The 497-nt window shown below is 61.4% G+C and carries 1 protein-coding gene; it reads left to right on the forward strand.

Translation table 11 applies throughout. From position 1 onward, the window contains the following. Positions 1-87: 87 nt before the first annotated feature. Entirely contained in the window at positions 88-351 is a 264-nt protein-coding gene (locus G6R24_RS21335; RefSeq protein ID WP_163550884.1) for an SCO4848 family membrane protein, read from the forward strand. The last annotated feature ends 146 nt before the right edge of the window (positions 352-497 follow it).

Below are 497 nucleotides of genomic sequence, written 5' to 3' on the forward strand. Positions count from 1 at the left end.
TACTACTCCCGCCGGGTGTGTCCAGCTCCACGCTGCGTGACGGGTCTCGGTGGGCGCATCCGCTCAGCTGGGTGCGAAGCTGGAGAGGTGACCCTTTCGAAGCGTGCGTCCTGGTTCCTGATCGCAGTCGGCGTGTGGACGTGGGCCATCTGGCCAAATTTCCTTCGCAACGTCTGGAAGGACGATCGTTCCTGGGACCACGGCCCGACCGGCTTCTTCACGGTCCATCTGGTCCTGACCGTAGTCTCCCTGGTGATCGGCTCCGCTGTCGGCTGGCTCGGCATCCGCAGTGTGCGCTCGCTCAGATCGAGGGAGCGGCTTGACTACGCAAACACGAAGCTCGTGAGCTGAAAGAGCGCCGTGGCGGTCGAACTGCTGTCACGCAGACTCTGGGTCGTGGCACCGATCAAGCCAGAGGTGAAACCGAAGAAGATGAGTACGGCACTGGCCTTTATTCCTTCGCGCAACTCTTCGCGCATCCAGTGCGAATCTTCTTT

It is taken from the genome of Candidatus Frankia nodulisporulans (assembly GCF_902806475.1).
GTDB classification, from domain to species: Bacteria; Actinomycetota; Actinomycetes; order Frankiales; family Frankiaceae; genus Frankia; species Frankia umida.